This window comes from Roseococcus sp. SDR, from assembly GCF_019083995.1.
In the GTDB taxonomy this organism is placed as follows: Bacteria; Pseudomonadota; Alphaproteobacteria; order Acetobacterales; family Acetobacteraceae; genus Roseococcus.
Genome location: NZ_JAHRCU010000013.1, coordinates 79254 through 93710 on the forward strand (window position 1 = coordinate 79254; position 14457 = coordinate 93710).

Annotated in this window: 17 protein-coding genes; 2 read left to right on the forward strand and 15 right to left on the reverse strand. The window is 70.2% G+C overall.

Going from position 1 to position 14457, the window contains the following annotated elements:
• Nucleotides 1–63: 63 nt before the first annotated feature.
• The 14 genes from KTR66_RS15410 to KTR66_RS15475 form a co-directional block, all read right to left on the reverse strand.
• Complete coding sequence (locus KTR66_RS15410) at nucleotides 64–1026, reverse strand: tripartite tricarboxylate transporter substrate binding protein (protein WP_213613955.1); 963 nt, start codon at nucleotides 1024–1026, stop codon at nucleotides 64–66.
• A gap of 336 nt (nucleotides 1027–1362) precedes the next feature.
• On the reverse strand, nucleotides 1363–2880 hold the full coding sequence (locus KTR66_RS15415) for an amidohydrolase family protein (RefSeq protein WP_213613957.1): 1518 nt from the start codon (nucleotides 2878–2880) through the stop codon (nucleotides 1363–1365).
• Between the two features lie 4 nt (nucleotides 2881–2884).
• Nucleotides 2885–3451 carry a histidine phosphatase family protein gene (locus KTR66_RS15420; RefSeq protein WP_213613959.1) on the reverse strand — a complete coding sequence of 189 codons (567 nt, stop codon included), beginning with the start codon at nucleotides 3449–3451 and terminating at the stop codon, nucleotides 2885–2887.
• Nucleotides 3448–4062, reverse strand: coding sequence for a glutathione S-transferase family protein (locus KTR66_RS15425; RefSeq protein WP_213613960.1), 615 nt, complete (start codon nucleotides 4060–4062; stop codon nucleotides 3448–3450). The genes KTR66_RS15420 and KTR66_RS15425 overlap by 4 nt, the downstream gene beginning before the upstream one ends.
• Nucleotides 4059–4676 (reverse strand): glutathione S-transferase family protein, encoded by a 618-nt coding sequence (locus KTR66_RS15430; RefSeq protein ID WP_213613962.1) that lies wholly within the window; start codon nucleotides 4674–4676, stop codon nucleotides 4059–4061. The genes KTR66_RS15425 and KTR66_RS15430 overlap by 4 nt, the downstream gene beginning before the upstream one ends.
• A 64-nt stretch (nucleotides 4677–4740) precedes the next feature.
• On the reverse strand, nucleotides 4741–5358 hold the full coding sequence (locus KTR66_RS15435) for a glutathione S-transferase family protein (protein ID WP_213613964.1): 618 nt from the start codon (nucleotides 5356–5358) through the stop codon (nucleotides 4741–4743).
• A 74-nt stretch (nucleotides 5359–5432) separates the two neighbouring features.
• The gene (locus KTR66_RS15440) at nucleotides 5433–6365 is read right to left on the reverse strand and encodes a ribose-phosphate pyrophosphokinase (protein WP_213613966.1); all 933 of its coding nucleotides are present in this window, start codon (nucleotides 6363–6365) and stop codon (nucleotides 5433–5435) included.
• 96 nt (nucleotides 6366–6461) lie between these two features.
• Nucleotides 6462–7328, reverse strand: coding sequence for a hypothetical protein (locus KTR66_RS15445; RefSeq protein WP_213613967.1), 867 nt, complete (start codon nucleotides 7326–7328; stop codon nucleotides 6462–6464).
• A 62-nt stretch (nucleotides 7329–7390) separates the two neighbouring features.
• Nucleotides 7391–8125 carry a polyphenol oxidase family protein gene (locus KTR66_RS15450; protein ID WP_213613969.1) on the reverse strand — a complete coding sequence of 245 codons (735 nt, stop codon included), beginning with the start codon at nucleotides 8123–8125 and terminating at the stop codon, nucleotides 7391–7393.
• On the reverse strand, nucleotides 8125–9099 hold the full coding sequence (locus KTR66_RS15455) for a class I SAM-dependent methyltransferase (RefSeq protein ID WP_213613971.1): 975 nt from the start codon (nucleotides 9097–9099) through the stop codon (nucleotides 8125–8127). The genes KTR66_RS15450 and KTR66_RS15455 overlap by 1 nt, the downstream gene beginning before the upstream one ends.
• Nucleotides 9099–9887 (reverse strand): prolipoprotein diacylglyceryl transferase, encoded by a 789-nt coding sequence (gene lgt, locus KTR66_RS15460; RefSeq protein ID WP_213613973.1) that lies wholly within the window; start codon nucleotides 9885–9887, stop codon nucleotides 9099–9101. Before lgt ends, KTR66_RS15455 begins: the two co-directional genes overlap by 1 nt.
• 45 nt (nucleotides 9888–9932) lie before the next feature.
• Nucleotides 9933–10754 (reverse strand): penicillin-insensitive murein endopeptidase, encoded by an 822-nt coding sequence (gene mepA, locus KTR66_RS15465; protein ID WP_213613975.1) that lies wholly within the window; start codon nucleotides 10752–10754, stop codon nucleotides 9933–9935.
• The gene (rfaE1, locus tag KTR66_RS15470) at nucleotides 10751–12163 is read right to left on the reverse strand and encodes a D-glycero-beta-D-manno-heptose-7-phosphate kinase (protein ID WP_213613976.1); all 1413 of its coding nucleotides are present in this window, start codon (nucleotides 12161–12163) and stop codon (nucleotides 10751–10753) included. Before rfaE1 ends, mepA begins: the two co-directional genes overlap by 4 nt.
• A gap of 23 nt (nucleotides 12164–12186) precedes the next feature.
• The gene (locus KTR66_RS15475) at nucleotides 12187–12570 is read right to left on the reverse strand and encodes a VOC family protein (protein ID WP_213613978.1); all 384 of its coding nucleotides are present in this window, start codon (nucleotides 12568–12570) and stop codon (nucleotides 12187–12189) included.
• 69 nt (nucleotides 12571–12639) lie between these two features.
• Between KTR66_RS15475 and KTR66_RS15480 the strand changes: the two genes are divergently transcribed.
• Together KTR66_RS15480 and KTR66_RS15485 are read left to right on the forward strand one after the other, a co-directional pair.
• A complete protein-coding gene (locus KTR66_RS15480; RefSeq protein ID WP_213613980.1) occupies nucleotides 12640–13305 on the forward strand; it encodes a substrate-binding domain-containing protein in 666 nt (221 codons plus the stop codon).
• 70 nt (nucleotides 13306–13375) lie between these two features.
• Nucleotides 13376–13711 carry a hypothetical protein gene (locus KTR66_RS15485; protein ID WP_213613982.1) on the forward strand — a complete coding sequence of 112 codons (336 nt, stop codon included), beginning with the start codon at nucleotides 13376–13378 and terminating at the stop codon, nucleotides 13709–13711.
• A gap of 3 nt (nucleotides 13712–13714) precedes the next feature.
• Here the strand turns inward: KTR66_RS15485 and KTR66_RS15490 are convergent, their stop codons facing one another.
• Nucleotides 13715–14452 (reverse strand): TlyA family RNA methyltransferase, encoded by a 738-nt coding sequence (locus KTR66_RS15490; RefSeq protein WP_213613984.1) that lies wholly within the window; start codon nucleotides 14450–14452, stop codon nucleotides 13715–13717.
• Nucleotides 14453–14457: the final 5 nt, after the last annotated feature.

The following is a 14457-nucleotide window of genomic DNA, read 5'->3' on the forward strand; positions in this document are numbered from 1 at the left end:
TCTCGGATATGGGCCTGGCGGTTGACGTTTGCGAGTCCAAAACGTTGCATTTGCAAAATATGTTCAATCCGCACGGAGCCCTGTCGCCCGCTGCAACTCGGCCCATTGCGCGCGGTCGCGCGCGATGTAGGCGGCGTAGTCGGCCGTGCTCATCGGCAGGACTTCCATGCCCCCGCTGGCCATGCGCTGCTGGAAGGCGGGGCGGGCGAGGATGCTCTGCACCGCCGCGTGGATCGTGGCGACGACCGGTGGCGGCAGCCCGGCGGGGCCGGAGATGCCGTACCAGTTCAGCACCTCATAGCCCGGCAGGGTCTCGGAGACGGAGGGCACGTCGGGCAGAACGGCCAACCTTGACTTGGTGGAGACGGCGATGGCCCGCACCCGCCCGTCGCGGATGAAGGGCAATGCGCTGCTGATCGTATCCGTCATGGCGGCGAGCCGCCCGCCGATCAGATCGGGCATGGCGAGCGCCGAGCCTCGATAGGGCACATGGGTGAGGTCGAGCCCCGCCTTGTGGGCCAGCAGCGCCAGCGTCATGTGCGTGGAGGAGCCGATTCCGGCCGAGCCATAGGCCAACTGCCCTGGCCGGGCGCGCACCAGCGCCAGGAATTCCGGCAAGGTGCGGACGGGCAGGTCATTGTTCACGATCAGCACCGCGGGCACGCCCGCGAAATTGGCGATGGGCGTGGTGTCGGTGCCCGGGTCGAAGTTCAGCCGGGTGAGGACGGGCGTGATGCCATGCGTCGCCTGGCTCGCGGTGAGCAGGGTGTAGCCGTCCGGCCGGGCGCGGGCGACGAACTCCGTGCCGATGGCACCACCCGCGCCGGTGCGGTTCTCCACCACCACCTGCTGGCCGAGGATGGGGGCCAGTTCTTCCGCGGCGATGCGCGAGATGATGTCGGCCGCCCCGCCGGCGGCGAAGGGCGCGATGAGGCGGATCGGGCGATCGGGCGTCCAAGCCTGGGCAGTTGCGGTGAAAGGCAGGGCAGTCGCCGCGAAAAGCGGCAGGAGCGAACGGCGAAACATGCGGATTTCCCGGCTGGTGAAGACTGAGCCGGAGGGTCAGCAATTACCGTGCCGTAATCCATGGGAAAGAAGCGCCTATCCCAGACCAGCGCCGCCCATCGAGAATCCGGGCCGAACAGGCCCGGCGGATCGCGCCAGCGATCCGAAGCCAAGCCGCCGGAGGCGGCGCCCGGCGTTTGAGGGCATCAACGAATACCCAATTCGGGCCCTAGAGCACGTTCCGATCAGCTTGAATCAAGCTGATCGGAAGGTCGTGCTCTAGAAACGTAACTGCTAGAGCAGCTTATGTCCGATCGAGTTGAACCGATTAGCGGTTCAACTTGATCGGACGCTGCTCTAGAGGCCCGAATTGGGCGCGTCGCACATGTAGCGGCTGAGGTGGTAGGGGCGCGCCGCCAGGCCCGAGCAGAAGCTCGCCACCACCGGTTCCAGCGCTTCGAACAGCGCCTTGGCGCCGGTCGCCGCCGCCTCCAGCCGCTCCCGCGCGGCTTCCGCCTCGCTGGCCAGCTTTGCCATGTCCAGCGTGGTGTGCCGGCCGTCGCGATAGACGAAGCGCCCGCCGATCATCACATGCCGCACGCCCGTCGCATCCTCGGCATGGATCATCTGGTTGAGCGTGGCGTTGTGGGGCATCCACTGCGCCTTGTGCAGGTCGAGGAAGACGATGTCGGCCTTCTTGCCCGGCGCGATTTCCCCGATGCCCTCGATCCCGAGCGCGCGCGCCGAGCCGATGGTGCCGGCGCGAAACACCTGCTCCGCCGTCGCCCATTCATAGGGATCGGGCTTCTGGACGTGCGAGGTGTGGGAGGCGAGGCGCATCGCCTCGTACATGTTGGAATTGTCGCCGCTGCTCACGCCATCGGTGCCGATACCGACATTCACGCCCAGCTCCAGCGCCCGCTTCAGCCGGAACATGCCATTGCCGAGCTTCATGTTCGACGCCGGGTTATGCGCAATGGAGGCACCGCGATCCGCCAGCAGGCGGAAATCGTCATCATCCAGCCAGATGCCGTGCGCGACCGTGAAGTCCGGCCCGATCAGCCCCAGGCTGTCCATGTAATGCACCAGCGTCATGCCGTATTTCTGCATGCCCACCACGGCCTGGACCTTGCTCTCGCCCACATGGCTGTGCAGGCCCACGCCATGCTTGCGCGCGAGATCCCGGCAGCCGCAGAGGAATTCCTGGCTGCAATGATGCGGAATGGTGGGGCCGACGGCGAAGCGGATGTCCTGGTTCGCCCAGCGCCAGCCCCGGAAGGCCGCATCCATCGCCGCGATGGTCTCCTGCCATGGCTTGAAGCGGATCTTGTCGGCTTCGGCGCGGAGCTTGTCGGGCAGGGCGTCCATCAGCCCCGGGATCGCCTCATAGAGCGAGCGGTCGGCCACCATCGGCGCGATCATCGCCCGCATGCCGACCGTCGCATAAGCATCGGCGATGGCATCGAGGCCGTCCACGCTGGGCAGCGGGACTTCCATGCTGAGGTCATAGGCGGCGGTGCAGCCCTTCGCGACCATCTCGGCCGCGCAGAGCAGGGTGGAGAGGCGCTTATCCTCCAGCGTGCGCCCGCCGCCGAACCAGGGGGCCGCGGCCAGCAGCGTCTCCAGGCTCATCCGATCACCCTGGCCGCGCGCGAGGCCGCCATGGCCATGGGTATGCGCATTGATCAGGCCCGGATGCAGGAGGCAGGCGCTGGCATCCACCACGCGCGTGCCCTCGGGTGCCACGAGATTGGCGCCCACCTCACGGATGATGCCGTCCTGGATCAGGATATCGGTCAGCGGCGCTCGCCGCTGGGCGGGGTCCGTCAGGCGGCCCCCCTGGATCAGCTGCCAGCCGGGTTCCGCCTTCGCCATGGGGTCAGACCTCCGGCGCGAGTTCGAGGGCGGTCAGGCTCCAGGCATCGGGCCCGGGCTCGGCATAAAGGGGCAGCGCATTGGGCGTGCGGACATTGGAGGGCAGCCCCGCCTCGTAGCGGAAGGCGCGCCAGAGCGCCCCATGCGCCACGACCAGCACGGGGCCCGGCAGCGCCGTCGCGCGGTTGATGGCGCGCACGGCCCGCGCGCGCAGCACGGCGAAGGGCTCGGCGCCGGCCGGCGTATAGGTGTCGGCGATCCAGTCATCATACCAGTCGCCCATCGGCTTGCCCTCCTGCTCGCCGAAGTTCACCTCCATCAGCTCGGGGTCGAGCTGGACCGGCAGGTTCAGCGCGGCGGCCACCGTCTCGGCCGTGACCCGCGCGCGGCTCAGCGGGCTCGCCACGATGGTGCTGATCTTCGTCCCGGCCAGGCTGCGCGCCGCGCGCTCCGCCTGCATCTGGCCGACCTTGTTCAGCGGGATATCGGTCTGGCCCTGGCTCAGCCCCTCCGCGTTCCAATCCGTCTCGCCATGGCGCAGGAACCAGAAGGGGATGGGATTGAGATTCATGCAGCGAAGCCTTCGGCCTGGAGCGTTTCGGCAAGGGCGGGCAGGGCAAAGACGCGCCGGCGATGCGCCATCAGCGCATCGGGCGGCACGACGCCCACGAAGCCCGCGAAGGTGGTCATCATGGCGACGACGAGATCGGCGGCTGTCACCGCGTTTCCGACGAGCCAGTCACGGTTGCCGAGCCTGGTCTCGATCAGGGCCAGTGCCTCGCCCACGCGGGTGAGGCCACCTTCGCGGATCTGGTTCTCGGCCGGCGGCGGGCCGAAGATCGCCGGGCGGAAGGCCGGCTGGAAGGCGCGCGGGAACTGGTAGGCGTACCAGGAGAGCCATTCCATGACCCGCCAGCGGGCCACGCCCTCCGCCGGGATCAGGCCGCTCGCCGGCGCCATCTCGCCGATGGCGAGCAGGATGGCCGGCGTCTCGGTGATGGTCTCGCCGCTGTCGAGGATGAGCGCCGGCACTTGCCCCTTGGGGTTCAGCGCCAGCATCTCGGGCGTCCTGTGCTCGCCCTGGCGCAGGCTCAAATCCCGCACCTCGCCGGGCAGGCCGGCGAGGGCGAAGGCAAGGCGGCACGCCAGGCTCGACGTGCGCGCGGAGACGAGAAGGATCAAGCGAGTCCTTCGCGCGCCATCACGCGCTGCACGGCCGGGCGCGCCTTCATCCGCTCGTAATGGGCGGCGACGTTCTTCGGCAGGTCGAGCTTGAGGCGCGCTGCCGCCCAGAAGGTGACGTAGAAGGGCGCCGCATCGCCGAAGCTGAAATCGCCGCAGATGTAGTCGCGGCCTTCCAGCGCCCGGTCCAGCCAGTTGAGGCCCTTGTTGAACAGCTCCAGCCCGCGCGCCTTCACCGCCTCGTGGTCGGCTTCGCTGGGGGCGAAATTCGCCGGGCGGAACATGCGCGAGAAGCCCTGCATGTGGATGGTGGCGACCGCGTAATCGGTGGCCTCCAGCGCCGACGCCTGGCCCTCGGCGGTGGCCGGCATCAGCTTCGCCGCCGGATATTTCGCCGCGATCCAATAGGCGATGGCGGTGAATTCGGTCAGCACCGAACCGTCGTCCCGCACCAGGGTCGGCACCTTCGACTTGGCGTTGATGCTGGTGAATTCCGGCTTGAACTGGGCACCCTCGCGGATGTTCAGGATGGTCGGCTCATAGGCCGCGCCGCTCTCTTCCAGGAGGACGTGGATGCCGAGCGAGCAGGCGCCAGGGGCGTAGTAGAGCTTCATGGGAATATTCCTTGCTTGATGGTTCACGCCGGCTTGGCTTCGCGCGCCAAGGCGCGCTGCGGATTCACTTGGCTTCGCGCGCCAAGGCGCGCTGCACGGCGGGCCGCGCCAGCATCGCCGCATGGTGCCGCGCGAGCTTGGGCGGCAGCGTCATGCCCGCCCGCCCGCTCGCCCAGCCGGTGATGAAGAAGAGCGCGCAATCGGCGACGCTGTAGCCCGAGGGAAGCAGCCAGGGGTCGCCCGCCAGGCCCTTCTCGATGACCTGGAGGTAGCCCTCGGCCAGCGCCTTGCCCTGCGCGATCACGCGCGCCTCATCCTCGGCGTCCTTCGCGAAGTTGCCGGGGCGGAACTGCCGGGTGAAGCCCTGCGGATGCACGGTGCCACACAGGTAGTCCATCCATTCCAGCGTCCGCGCCTCCGCCTCGAACTCGACGGCGATGAGGTTGGACATCGGGTTCGCCTTGGCCAGCCACCAGGCGATGACCGGGAATTCCGTCAGCACCTTGCCATCATCGCGCAGCAGCGCCGGCACCTTGGCCTTCGGGTTGATGGCCAGGTATTCGGGCTTCTTGTTCGAGCCGTCGCGCGTCGAGACCACCTGCGTCTCGAAGGGCTTGCCGATCTCCTCCAGGATCACATGGATGCCGATCGAACAGGCACCGGGCGAATAGAAGAGCTTCATGGGCGGACCCCTTTTGGACTTTCCCGACGGGCCGATTCACCCGGCACCCAAAAGACGGTGCCGGGATCGGACCGCTAACAGAAGAGCGACGAGACGGAGCGTTCCTCGCTGATGCGGCGCATGGCTTCCGCCAGCAGCGGCGCGATGGGCAATTGCCGGATGTTGCGCGCCCCCTGTACCGCGGGCGTGGCCGCGATGCTGTCGGTCACGATCATCGTCTCAATGGGCGATTTCCCCACGCGCTCGACAGCGGCCCCCGAGAAGACGCCATGCGTCACATAGACGCTGGCCGACTTGGCGCCGTTCTTCATCAGCGCCTCGGCCGCGTTGCAATGCGTGCCGCCGCTGTCGATGATGTCATCCACGATGATGCAGTCGCGACCCGACACGTCGCCGATCACGTTCATGACTTCGGAAACACCGGCCTGCGGGCGCCGCTTGTCGATGATGGCGAGGTCGCAATGCAATTGCTGCGCGATGGCGCGGGCGCGCACCACGCCGCCCACATCGGGGCTGACGACCATCAATTCGCGCCCCTTGAACCGCTCGCTGATGTCGCGCGCGAAGAGGGGGGCGGCATAGAGGTTGTCCACCGGGATGTCGAAGAAGCCCTGGATCTGCCCCGCATGCAGGTCCATCGTCAGCACGCGGTCGGCACCCGCCTGGGTGATCAGGTTCGCGACGAGCTTGGCCGAGATGGGCGAGCGCGGGCTGCTCTTCCGGTCCTGCCTGGCATAGCCGAAATAGGGCATCACGGCGGTGACGCGGCGCGCGGAGGAGCGCCGCAGCGCATCCAGCGTGATCAGCAGCTCCATCAGGTGATCATTGGCCGGATAGCTGGTGGACTGGATGACGAAGACATCCTCGCCGCGGATGTTCTCGTGGATCTCGACGAAGATTTCCATATCCGCGAAGCGGCGGATCGAGGCATTGGTCAGCGGAATGCCGATCTTGTCGGCCACGGCCTTGGCCAGGGGCATGTTGCTGTTGCACGCGACGATCTTCATCGAGCCATCTCACCCCTGTCCGGCTGGCGTGGCAGCGATAGCGCCCCGCCGCCGCGCTGTAAACTTCACCGCCGACATTCGCGTCAAGCGCATGCCCTAGCTGGTCGAGCTCGCATTGCGGATGATCTGCTGCACGCCGCCCGCGGCCTCCTCTGCGGCGGCATAGGCGATGTCGCCCCAGGCGCGGGAGAGGCTGCCCATCGGCACCTCGTTCAACTGCAGCACCCGGCCCAGTTCGTAGCCATCCCGCCGCGAGACGATCCACTGGATCTCGACGCGCTGCACGGTCGTGCTCACCGCCTGCACCGTCACCTCCGCCGTCACGGCGAAGGCCGCGCCATCGGCCAGCTCCTGCACCACATAGCCGCGATTGGTGAGGAATTCGCGAAGGCGCGCGGTGAGGGAGCTGTTCCCATCCCCCGGCGCGCCGCGCACCGGGATGAGCCGCAGCCGGGGCGGCCCGGTGCGGATGGCCGAGGGGTCCGCCGAGGCGCGGGCCGCCTGGATCGAGAGCAGCATCTGCGTCACGCGCGGATTGGCCTGCTGCGCCACGGCCTGCAGCGTGGGCGTCGTCGCCTCCGCCCAGGCGCGGATGGGAACGGGCGGGCCGGCGACGGCGCCCTGCTCCTGCCCATCGGCATTGGTGATGACATAGCGCGGGATGACGGTGGCGCCGGTGTTCTGCGCGGTCACGATCAGGCGCCAGTCGAGCGGCAGGGGGGTGGAAGTGGCGGTGGCCGGCACATCGGCCGCCTGCAGCGCCTCGCTCAGCGCCTCCGCATACCGGCGGGCCGCGTCATCGGTCATCAGTGCCTCGGTCGGTGGCAGGATGGCGAGCCGGACGGCGAGGGGGATGCGCAGGCCACCGGCGAGGCCCCCCGGGCGGCCGCGATGCGGCTGCGGCAGATCGCCGCAGGCAGGCAGCGCCAGGAGCGCGAGAAGGGCGGCCCTACGCGAAGACACAGGACACCATCATGGTGACGATGAGCAGCATGAGGAACATGATGACGTAGGGCATGGCGCCTTCACAGCATGATGGCGGAGAGTTGGTGCCCGAGCGGCCCGCCGCCCGCCAGGGTGCGCCGCCGGTGGCTGAAGAAGCGGGCCTCATCCGCCAGCGTGTCCAACCCGAGCGCCTCGCCCGCCACACCTGCCGCCTCAAGCCGCGCGACGCAATAGCCGGGCAGGTCGAACTGGAAATGGGCGTCATCGCGGCCGGGGGCGAAGAAGCGCGCATCGCCCACCGCATCGCGCAGGTCGGACCGCACCTCGTAGCTCGCCTGGGCAATGCAGGGGCCGACCACGGCGGTGATGCGCCCGCGCTCGGCGCCCAGTGCCTCCATGGCCGCGATGGTGGCTTCCAGCACGCCCGAGACGGCGCCCTTCCAGCCGGCATGGGCGGCGCCGATCACCCCGGCCGCGCCGTCATGGAACAGCACCGGGGCGCAATCGGCGGTGATGATGCCCAACGCTACGCCCGGGGTGCGCGTCACCATCGCATCGGCCTCGGGCAGGCTCTCCCACGGTGCGCCGGCCTCGACCACGGCCGGGCCGTGCACCTGGCGCAGGCCGCGCAGGCCCCTGGGCTCCGCGCCCAGCGCGCGGGCGGCGCGGGCGCGGTTCTCCGCCACGGCGGCGGGGTCGTCCTCGCTGCGCAGGCCGCAGTTCAGCGTGGCATAGGCCCCGGCCGAGACGCCGCCGCGCCGCGTGAAGAAGCCATGCCGCGCGGCAAGGCCCGCATGGGTCAGGAATTCGGCCATCACGCCTCGAATCCGGCTGGGGTGGGGAGGGCAGGGTGTGCCAGGACCAGGGCCTTGAACAGCCGCCCCATGCCCTCGGGCGCCACGAGGCGTTGCGCCGCCGCCAGGATGCTCCCCGCCTGGCGGGGTTCCGACTGCGCCAGCATGGCGCTGCGCGCCATGAGGCCGAGGCGTTGCAGGAAGACGCCCATGGGCAGCGGGCCATGCGCGGCGGCGCCCGCGGCCCGCCCCGCCGCCGCCAGGGCCGCGAAATCCACATGCGCGGTGATGTCGGCCGTGCCGGGCTCGCTCAGCGGATCGCACGCGGCATTGTCGCGCAGCGCCTGGAGCGTTTCGCCCAGGCCGCTCTCGGCCGGGCCGTAGTCCAGCGCCAGCAGGGCGCCGCCCTGCGCCGCGAGCCGCGCGCCGAGCTGCGCCGCGATCTCCCGGGCGGCTTGGCCGATCTCGCGGATACTGCCCTCGGGCGCCGCCTCCGCATGGTCGCAAGGCTGCTCGATGAAGCTGCCCTCCAGCACGTAGCGCTCGCGCCAGCCCTCTGCCCGCCGGATGAATTGCCGGATGGGCAGCGCGTCGAAGAACTCGTTGGCCAGCAGGATCGCGGGCCCCGGCGGGATCTCGCGCGCATCCGCGTGCCAGGCCGCGACACGTCCGCCGAGCTTGCCCGCCTGCGCCGCGCGCAGCGCCGGCGAGGTCTCGACGAGGTGCAACTCCAGCGCGCGGCCAAAGGCCGGCACCATCTGGTCCACCGCGCGCAGCGCGTCCGCCATCAGCGTGCCGCGCCCCGGCCCAAGCTCCGCCAGCACCACGCGGCCCGGCGCGCCCATGGCCTGCCAGGTGACGGCGGCCCAGAGGCCCAGGCACTCGCCGAAGGCCTGGCTCATCTCCGGTGCGGTGGTGAAGTCCCGCCCGATGCCCTCGCCCCGCGCGTAATAGGCGGCGGCGGCGCGGGCCATGAAGGCGTCGAGCCGCTCCATCAGCCGGCCCGGCGCGCCCGCCAGATCAGCCAGCTGCCCACCAGCACCATGGGCAGGCTGAGCAGCTGGCCCATGGTCACGCCGGCCAGCAGGAAGCCCAGATGCGCATCCGGCTCGCGGAACATCTCGCCCACGAGGCGCGCGGCGCCATAGCCGGCCAGCAGCGCGCCGGTCAGCAGCCCGGAGCGCGCGCGGTTGGCCGCATTGCTCCAGAGGATCAGCATCAGCGCGAAGAGGGCGATCCCCTCCAGCCCGGCCTGGTAGAGCTGGCTCGGATGACGCGGCAGCTGCAGCCGGTCGGCCGGGAAGATCATGGCCCAGGACACATCCGTGGCCCGGCCCCAGAGCTCGCCATTGATGAAGTTCGCCACACGCCCGAAGAACAGTCCGATCGGCACCACCACCGCCACGCGGTCCCCGAAGCGCAGCGGATCGAGCTTCTGGCTGCGGCAGAACAACAGAGTGGCGATGATCACGCCGAGCGCCCCGCCATGGAAGGCCATGCCGCCCTGCCAGACCATCAGCGCTTCCAGCGGATGGAAAAGATAATGCCCCGGCCGGTAGAACAGGACATAGCCCAGACGCCCGCCCAGGATGATGCCGAGCGTGGCCCAGGTGATGTAGTCATCCACCTGCTGCGCCGTGGCCGCCTGCGGCTCGGCCTGCGCCAGCCGCCGCAGGATGCGCCAGCCCAGCACGATGCCGGCGATATAGGCCAGGGCATACCAGCGGATGGCGAGCGGGCCGATCTGGATGGCGATCGGATCAATCTGCGGGAATTCAAGCATGGCGGATGCGTAGCCCGGCCGGGCCGGCAAGTCACGGCGGGGCGATCAGGGTGCGCGCAACACGGCCGAACAGGCCGCCGGCAGGGCAGGGGGCGGGCCGGGGGGGCGGGGCCGCGGCGGGGGGCGGCGCGCTTCCTCGGAAAGCCACCACTCGAGGCTCGCATCGCAGCCATCCCCGGCCGGGATGGGGTTCGCCTCCCGGCATTCGGGCGAGCCCGCGGGGCAGCGGATGCGGATATGCATGTGACTGTCATGCCCGCGCCAGGGCCGCACGCGGTGCAGCCATCCCTCGCCGCGATGCATCTCGCACAGGCTGCGCTTGATGCCGTGGTTCACCAGCACGAGGTGCACACCCGGGCTTTCGGCCGCCATGCGGATCAGCCGCGCATGCTGCGGCGTGAAGCGCGCGTTCACCCCCGTCTGGTCCGGCAGCACCAGGCTCGGCACGTCGATATCCTCCCGCGCCGCGCGGCTCATGGCGGGCTTGGGCGTGAGGTCCAGCCAGATGTCCACATCGAGGCCCGTCTGGTGGCTGGCGTGCATGTTGGGCATGGGCCCGCCGCGCGGCTGGGCGAGATCGCCGATCCAGAGGTCGGGCATGCCCGCCGCCCGCGTGCGCGCCGCCAGATCCCGCGTGAAGCGGATCAGGTCCGGGTGGCCCCAATGCCGGTTGCGCGAGATGCGCACCGCCTGATAGCCCGGCCCCTCGGAGGGCAACTGCACGGCGCCCGCGAGGCAGCCCAGCGTGGTCCCGCCGATCACCTTGGCCGGCCCGGGCGAGGGCGTGCTGACCTGTGCCCAGGGGCTCATCGGCTGCGCTTGCGCCGCCGGCGCGAGCAGCAGCAGCGCCAGCAGCCAGCGCTTCATCGGCCGCGCTCCAGGATGCGCGTCGTCGAGCGGCCCGGCAGCAGGTCGAGCAGCACGGTGCGGCCGCCCCAGGAGGCGACCTCGGGCGCGCCCACCACCTGCTCGATCGTGTAGTCGCTGCCCTTGAACAGCCGGTCGGGCCTGAGCGCCAGGATGGCCTCCAGCGGCGTGTCCTCAGGGAAGGCGATCACGGCATCCACGCTGGCCAGGGCCGCGATCACCGCCGCGCGATCCTCCAGCGGGTTCACCGGGCGTGGGGCGCCCTTCAGCCGCGTGACCGAGGCGTCGTCATTCAGCGCCACCACCAGCCGGTCACACTCGGCGCGGGCGGCGCGCAGCATGCGGGTGTGGCCGGCATGCAGGATGTCGAAGCAGCCATTGGCGAAGCCCACGCGCAGCCCCTGCTCATGCCAGGACTGCACCAGGCGCTGCGCCGCGGGCCAGGTGAGGATCTCGCCCGTCGCTCCGTCCAGCTCGCGCATGGCGTGGTCGAGTTCAGCCGCCGAGCAGGTGGCGGTGCCGAGCTTGGCGACGACGACGCCGGCGGCCGCATTGGCCGCGCGCATCGCCCCCTCGAGCCCGAGGCCGGCCGCCACGCCAAGCGCGAGCGTGGCGATCACCGTATCCCCGGCGCCCGAGACGTCGAAGACCTCCCGCGCCATGGCGGGCACGGCGACGGCGCGCGCATCGCGGCGCACCAGCATCATGCCCTTCTCGCTGCGGGTGGCGAGCACCGCCTCCACCGGCACGGCGGCCAGCACCGCCCGGGCCGCGGCTTCGCATTCCGCATCGGAGCCGACCGGCATGCCCGTGGCCTCGGCCAGCTCGCTCGCATTGGGGGTGAGGCAGGTGGCGCCGGCATAGCGCGTGAAGTCGCGCCCCTTGGGGTCAGCCAGCACCGGAATGCCCTGCGCCCGCGCGGCGGCGATGGCCGCCTGCAGCACGGCCGGCGTCAGCACGCCCTTGCCATAGTCCGAGAGGATCAGCGCCTGTGCCCCCGGCAGCAGCGCAGCGAGCCGGGCCGTGACGGCCGCCTCCTCAGCGGCGTCGGCATCGCGCCGCTCTTCCTCATCCACCCGCACCACCTGCTGGCGGGCGGCGATGACGCGCAGCTTCACCGTGGTGCGGCGCGCGGCGCTGCGCAGCAGATGCCCGGCCTCGCCCAGCAGGGCCGCGATCTCGGCGCCTTCCGCATCCTCGCCCGTCAGCGCGATCAGCGCCGCCTCGCCGCCCAGCGCCTGGATGTTGCGCGCGACATTGCCCGCGCCCCCCGCCATGGACTGCGTGCGCTTGAGGCGCACGACAGGGACCGGCGCCTCGGGCGAGAGCCGGTTCGCGTCGCCATAGAGGAAGCGGTCCAGCATCACATCGCCGAGGCAGATGATGCGGCGTCCGGAGAGATCGAGCATGGCGGGCTTCTACGCCGCCCGGCTTAGACCGGGAAGCGTTCCAGGATCTCGATCGAGATGTTCTCGGGGCCGCGGATGAAGCAGATGCGGATGCCAGGGCGCGGCTCGTTGGGTTCCATGGTGAAGACCACGCCCTTGGCCTTCAGCTTGGCGACATAGGCATCGAGCCCGGTCACCGAGAAGCCGAAATGGTCAATGCCGAGATAGGGGGCGGAGGGGGCAGGGGCCGCGTCCTTGCCCTCGGGCAGCAGGAAGATGTTGATCCCGCCCAGCTTCAGGTCCACGCGCGGCTGGCCCTGCTGCATGGAGCGGATCACCTCGGCCCCCAGCATCTCCTCGAACCAGAGGGCGGTGGCCTCCGGGCTCGGGCAGCGCAGGTGGATGTGGTCGAAGCTGAGCGCGGACATGGGCGATTCCTCCAGGGATGGTGCGCCGGGAGGGTAGAGGAGTTTCACGGTGTGGGTAGAGTGCGGGCCATGAGCCAGCCCTTTCACATTCTTTCCACCCTCGCCGTCGCGGGCCTGCTGAAGGAGTGGCTGCCTGGGCAGGGCGCGGAGGTGGTCTTCAACCCGACCGCCCGCCTGATGCAGCAGATCGCCGAGGGTCTGACGGGCGACATCGCCATCCTCACCGAGGCGGGCATTGAGGAATTGACGGCAAAGGGCGTGCTGGCAGCGGGCACGCGGCGCGATCTCGCGCGCTCGGCGATCGGCATGGCGGTGGCCCCCGGCACGCCGCACCCCGACATCTCGACCGTGGAGGCGCTGCGCGCCACGCTGCTCGCCACGCCCAGCCTCGTCTATTCGCGCGCGGGGGCCAGCGGCATCTTCTTCGCGGAGCTGATCGAGCGCCTGGGCATCGCGGAAGAGGTCAACGCCAAGGCCATCGTCATCCCGCAGGGCTTCACGGCCGAGGTCGCGGCGCGCGGCGAGGCGCTGCTCGCCATCCAGCAGGTGAGCGAGCTCATGGCCGTCCCGGGGATCGAAATGGTGGGCAAGCTGCCCGAGGGCGCCAACACCTACGCCGTCTTTTCCACCGCCCGCTTCAGCGCGGCGCAGTCCGGCGCGCAGGCCCTGTTGGACCGCATGGCGGCGGCGATGACGCCCGAGCGCCTCGCTGCCCATGGGCTGGACCCCGCCTGAGGCTTTTTCCTTGCGGCGGCGCGCATGCGCGCCGCATCCTGCGCCGCCGGGTTCAGGGAAGGAAATGGCCATGAGCCAATGCATCGTCATCGTGCAGTTCGACCTGCCCAAGCGGAGCGAGGAGCAGGCCATCCGCGGCGCCGTCGCCACCGCGCCGATCTATCGCGAGCTCGCCCGCAAGGGGCTGATCCGCAAGAACTATCTGAACGGCGATGCCGGGACCGGCGGCGTCTATTTCTGGGAAAGCCGCGCCGATGCCGAGGCCTGGTTCACCGAGGAGCGCATCGCCCAGCTCACCGAACGCTTTGGCGTGCGTCCGCGCCTCACCTGGTACGACACCCATGTGACGGTGGAGAACCCGGCCGAGGAAATCCGCGTGAATGGCCGCGCGGTGGAGCCTGCGTAGGGCTTAACCCTCGCGCACGGCCCCGATCAGGAATTCCCGGTTCCCCTCGGGGCCGAGGATGGGGCTCGCCTCCACGCCCAGCACGCGCCAGCCGGGCTGCTCGGCCCACCAGGCGCTGATCTCGTGGCAGACGCGGCGATGCACATTCGCATCCCGCACCACGCCGCCCTTGGCGATGGCGGGCCCCACCTCGAATTGCGGCTTGATCAGCGCGATGGCCCAGGCGCCGGGCCGGCACAGGGCGAGCGAGGCGGGCAGCACCACGCGCAGGCCGATGAAGCTCGCATCGCAGACCAGCACGTCGAGAGGAGGGACTTGCCCCGCTTCCAGGTGGCGCGCGTTCACCCGCTCCATCACCGTCACGCGCGGGTCGTTGCGCAGTTTCCAGGCGAGCTGCCCATGGCCGACATCCACCGCATACACATGCGCGGCGCCATGATGCAGCAGCACATCCGTGAAGCCGCCCGTGGAGGCGCCCAGATCCAGGCAGGTCTTCCCCTCGGGCGAGAGCCGGAAATGCGAAAGCCCATGGGCGAGCTTCACGCCGCCGCGCGAGACCCAGGGGTGATCCTGCCCGCGCAGCTCCAGCGGCCGGCCTTCGGCGATGATGTCGCCCGGCTTGTTGATCCGCACCTCGCCCGAATAGACGAGGCCCGCCATGATCAGCGCCTGCGCGCGCGTCCGCGATTCCGCGAGCCCGCGCTCGACCAGCGCGAGGTCGGCCCGCTGCTTGGAAGCCATGCGCG